Here is a 4,329-nt window from a genome sequence, read left to right as displayed (position 1 = left end):
ATCCGGCTGACCTCGTGAGGCGTGTCGTCCAGATGCGCACGGATGACCTGATAGACCTCCTGGTAGGGAGCCGAGTCGTCGCTCAGCACCACTGCCACCCGCGCAGCGATAGCCTGCGCCGGGACGAGGAGCAGACAGGCGAGAACCAGCCCCAGGCGCGCGATGCGGCATAACGCACCCCGCCTGCGCGGCACCCGAACCGTCAAGCCGCCCCCTGCTCCGCACTCCACAGGCAAGTGCCCCTGCTTTCCTTGGCAATCGCCTCCAGCAGGCTTGCGTGTGCCTCCAGCTCGGCATTCGACGCCGGCAGCAGGATGGGCCTGGGCCGTGCGTGTGCGACGTCCCGGGCAGCCTGCTCGCTGCATACGTCCAGCCCGATCGACAGGCTTTCCTGGCCGCGCGTCAGCGCCAGGTACACCGCAGCCAGCAGCTCGCAGTCGAGCAAGGCGCCGTGCAGCGTGCGCGCCGTGTTGTCCACGCCATAGCGTTTGCACAGCGCATCCAGATTGTTGCGCTGCCCGGGGTGCAGGGTCTTGGCCAGCGCCAGGGTGTCGGTCACGCCATCGCACCAGGTCGTCAGCGGCGCCATTTCCAGCAGGCGCAGCTCCATGTTGAGAAAGCCCACATCGAACGGCGCGTTGTGGATGATGAGTTCGGCGCCCTGGATGAAGTCGACGAACTCGCGGGCGATGCCAGCAAAACGCGGCTTGTCCTGCAGAAATTCGGGGGTGATGCCGTGCACCTGCATCGCCCCGGCGTCGATGTCGCGATCCGGGTTCACATAACGGTGCAGATGGTTGCCGGTGAGCCGCCGGTTGACCATTTCCACCGCCGCCACTTCGATGATGCGATGCCCCTGGCCGGGGTCGAGGCCGGTGGTTTCGGTATCCAGAATGATTTGCCGCATAATAGTGTCAGCTTCAGTGTTGTTGCGCCTGCAGAACGCCCTGGTTGGCCAGCGCGTCGGCACGTTCGTTTTCGGGGTGGCCGGCATGACCCCGCACCCATTTCCACTCGATGCGGTGCTGCTGATTCAAGGCGTCGAGCTGCTGCCACAGATCCTGGTTCTTCACCGGCTTGCCGTCGGCGGCACGCCAGTTGCGCCGCTTCCAGCCGGGCAGCCATTCGCTGATGCCTTTTTGCACATACTGCGAATCGGTGTGGACTTCGACCGTGGAGGGACGCTTCAGCAGTTCCAGCGCGCGGATCACCGCGGTCATTTCCATGCGGTTGTTGGTGGTGGCGGCCTCTCCGCCGTAGATTTCCTTGCGGTGTCCGGCCGATACCAGCAATGCGCCCCAGCCGCCGATGCCGGGATTGCCCTTGCAGGCACCGTCACTGTATATGTAAATGGTGTCAGCGTTCACGATGGACTCGATACTGTTTGAGATTGATCACCTTGGCCGCGGGCGACAGAAAACGTTGTGTCACCGGCGTTTTCCACTGCGGCAGGATGATGTTCATGCCCTGCACGCGCTTCACCGCCTGCAGAAAATACACGCCGCCGCCCATCGCCCACCAGCGGTCGCCGGCGGGCTCCATGAAACGCAGCCGCCGCAGCCAGTTTGCGCGGTTGATCGGCGGACGGTAGCAGCACATGCTGCCGGCCGCCACCTCGAGTCCCAGCAACGCCATCCAGTCTTTCACCCGCGAAATATTCAGGAAGCTGCCGTTCCATGGATAACCGCATTCGCCGCCCTGCAGCCTGCGTGCCAGCCCCCACAGGCTGCGCGGATTGAAGCCGGCCAGCACCAGGCGGCCTTCCGGGCGCAGCACGCGCTCGGCCTCGCGCAATACCTGATGCGGGTTGGCGCTGAACTCCAGCACGTGCGGCAGCAACAGCAGGTCGAGCGACTGGCTCTCGAACGGCAGGAACATGGAATCGGCCCGTACCTGGGCAGGGGTTTCCACCGCGCAGGTCAGCCGCAGCGGAATGCGGCTGTTGCGCAGGAAATCGATCTGCGGCAGCCCCACCTGCACGGCGTTGAAACCGAACACATCCGACACCGCATGATCGAAATAGCGCCGCTCGCGGAACAGCAAATGCTTTCCCAGCGGCGTGTCGAACCATTCTTCATCCAGTCTGGATAACATAGTCATTCCTCCTGTCCTGCAGCCGCACGTATGTTGACCCTCATCCCCCTGCCCGCGTTCGCAGACAACTACATCTGGGTGCTGCACGACGGCCGCCACGCCATCGCCGTGGACCCCGGCGATCCGGCACCGCTGATTGCATTTCTCGATGCGCATCGGCTCGCGCTGACGGCGCTGCTGATCACCCACCATCACCGCGACCATACTGGCGGCAACGCCCAGCTGCGTCAACGCTACGGCTGTGCCGTGTACGCCCCGGAGAACCCCCGCATTCCCGCCGTCAGCCATCCCCTGCACGGCGGCGATTCGGTGGCGCTGGCCCAGCCGGAGGTGCGTTTCAAGGTTCTTACCACGCCCGGCCACACGCTCGACCACCTCAGCTACGTCGGCCACGGCTTCCTGTTTTGCGGCGACACCGTATTCGGCTGCGGCTGCGGCAAGCTGTTCGAGGGCAGCCCGGCCATGATGGCCGCCAGCCTCGATGCCATTCTGGCCCTGCCCGATGCTACCCGAGTCTGCAGCGCGCATGAATACACCTTAAGCAATATCGACTTCGCCAAAACCCTGGACGGCTGCAATCCCGCCTTGCTGGAACGCGAACGGCAGGATCGCGCGCGGCGTTCGCGCAATCTGCCCACCTTGCCGTCCACCCTGGCCCTGGAAAAAGCCACCAATCCGTTTCTGCGCTTTCACGATCCCGACATGACGGCCTTTGCCGCCCGCTACCTGAATCGGCCCCATCCCAGCCCGGCCGAGACGTTCGGCGCCATCCGCGCCGCCAAGGACGCCTGGGACGGTTGACCGCCCCCCGTCCGACCGCTTAGGATGGGGGCTTGTTGAGTACGGGAGACCGACTTGCCCGGAATCAAATTGGCCCATCCCCGATCGGCCGGCATCAAATTAAACCGCTTCAGCCTGGCTGTGCTGGCACTGCTCTTCAGCCACCCCGTCATTGCAGCGGAATCCCTCGCCGCTATCCAGACCCTGGAATGGGGCGGTGACGCCGACAGCAGCGCAATCGCCGGCGCTCCCCCCGCCAACGCCAGCCAGGACGATGTCTGGCAGCGCATCCGCAACGGCTTCAAGATCGAAGACGCCACGCCAAACCCGCTCGTTGCCGTGCACGAATCCTGGTACGCGGCGCGGCCGGAATCCGTGCGGCGCATCGTCGACCGCGCGCGCCGCTATCTGTTCCACATCGTCGAGGAAGTCGACCGCCGTGCGATGCCGATGGAAATCGCATTGCTGCCGATGATCGAAAGCGCATTCAACCCCACCGCGTTATCGCCGTCCGCCGCCTCGGGCATCTGGCAGTTCATCCCCTCCACCGGCCGCCTCTACGGCCTCAAGCAGGACAACTGGTACGACGGCCGGCGCGACTTCACCGCCGCCACCCAGGCGGCGCTCGACTACCTGGGCAAGCTGTATCTCGATTTCGGCGACTGGCAGCTGGCGCTGGCGGCCTACAACTGCGGCGAAGGCTGCGTTGCGCGCGCCATCCAGAAGAACGTCCAGCAGGGACTGCCCACCGATTACGCCAGCCTGGCCCTGCCCAGCGAAACCCGCCATTACGTCCCCAAGCTTCTCGCCATCAAGAACCTGATACGCAACCCCGAACAGTACGGCATCGCCATCGACGCGCTGCCCAACCAGCCCTATTTCGACCAGGTCACCGTCCATGCCAACATGGACATCCACTCCGCCGCGCGGCTGGCGGGCATGAAAAGCGACGAGTTCATCGCGCTCAACGCCGCTTTTCCGCGCAATCTCATCCGTTCCGACACGCCGGTCAACCTGCTGATCCCGGTCGACAAAGCCGACAAATTCCAGCGCAACCTGGAAACCGCCAGCTGGGACTCCTGGCAGCCCTATACGGCGCAAAAGGGCGAACGCCCCGAAGCCATCGCCAAACGCTTCGATGTCAGCCTTGCCCGCCTCGAAGAACATAACCAGTTTCAGTTGAAACGCGGCAAACTGGTGCGCGCGCAGACCATACTCGTCCCCGTCAGGGGCCGTGGCGTGGCCGCGGCGCAAAGCGCCGCCCCGGCACCAGCGATGAGCGCAAGCCAGCACCAGGTCGAGCGCGGCGACACGCTGTTCGGCGTGGCCCGCCGTTACGGCCTGACCGTCGCCCAGCTGACCCAGGCCAACCCCGGCCTCGATGGCGGCCTCAAAGCCGGCCAGACCCTGCGCCTGCCCCTGAACGAACAGGCCGCCCGGCAACCCGAAGCCTTC

At 64.9% G+C, this 4,329-nt stretch carries 5 protein-coding genes and 1 pseudogene; 2 read left to right on the top strand and 4 right to left on the bottom strand.

The genetic code is table 11. The features are described from left to right. The 4 genes and pseudogenes from BGO62_RS13315 to BGO62_RS13300 form a co-directional block, all read right to left on the bottom strand. Positions 1 to 194, bottom strand: a pseudogene (locus tag BGO62_RS13315) (hypothetical protein); the annotation flags it as partial. An 8-nt stretch (positions 195 to 202) separates the two neighbouring features. Then, positions 203 to 907 carry a DNA polymerase III subunit epsilon gene (dnaQ, locus tag BGO62_RS13310; RefSeq protein ID WP_296643346.1) on the bottom strand — a complete coding sequence of 235 codons (705 nt, stop codon included), beginning with the start codon at positions 905 to 907 and terminating at the stop codon, positions 203 to 205. A gap of 13 nt (positions 908 to 920) precedes the next feature. Then, on the bottom strand, positions 921 to 1,367 hold the full coding sequence (gene rnhA, locus BGO62_RS13305) for a ribonuclease HI (protein ID WP_296643344.1): 447 nt from the start codon (positions 1,365 to 1,367) through the stop codon (positions 921 to 923). Then, positions 1,357 to 2,094 carry a methyltransferase domain-containing protein gene (locus BGO62_RS13300; RefSeq protein WP_296643342.1) on the bottom strand — a complete coding sequence of 246 codons (738 nt, stop codon included), beginning with the start codon at positions 2,092 to 2,094 and terminating at the stop codon, positions 1,357 to 1,359. The genes rnhA and BGO62_RS13300 overlap by 11 nt, the downstream gene beginning before the upstream one ends. A 30-nt stretch (positions 2,095 to 2,124) precedes the next feature. Between BGO62_RS13300 and gloB the strand changes: the two genes are divergently transcribed. Together gloB and BGO62_RS13290 are read left to right on the top strand one after the other, a co-directional pair. After that, a complete protein-coding gene (gene gloB, locus BGO62_RS13295) occupies positions 2,125 to 2,895 on the top strand; it encodes a hydroxyacylglutathione hydrolase (RefSeq protein WP_296643340.1) in 771 nt (256 codons plus the stop codon). A 120-nt stretch (positions 2,896 to 3,015) separates the two neighbouring features. Beyond that, positions 3,016 to 4,329: transglycosylase SLT domain-containing protein (locus BGO62_RS13290; protein ID WP_296643337.1), on the top strand; the 1,314-nt coding region annotated here is incomplete at its 3' end.

Source organism: Thiobacillus sp. 65-1402 (assembly GCF_001897685.1).
Taxonomy (GTDB): Bacteria; Pseudomonadota; Gammaproteobacteria; order Burkholderiales; family Thiobacillaceae; genus Thiobacillus.
Note: the sequence above shows the minus strand (reverse complement) of the source record. Positions and strands in the feature narration are given on the sequence as shown.

Bases quoted from the DNA above. Each gene is read 5' to 3' on its own strand.
- dnaQ (WP_296643346.1), bottom strand. From the start codon at position 907: ATGCGGCAAATCATTCTGGATACCGAAACCACCGGCCTCGACCCCGGC.
- BGO62_RS13300 (WP_296643342.1), bottom strand. From the start codon at position 2,094: ATGTTATCCAGACTGGATGAAGAATGGTTCGACACGCCGCTGGGAAAG.
- gloB (WP_296643340.1), top strand. From the start codon at position 2,125: ATGTTGACCCTCATCCCCCTGCCCGCGTTCGCAGACAACTACATCTGG.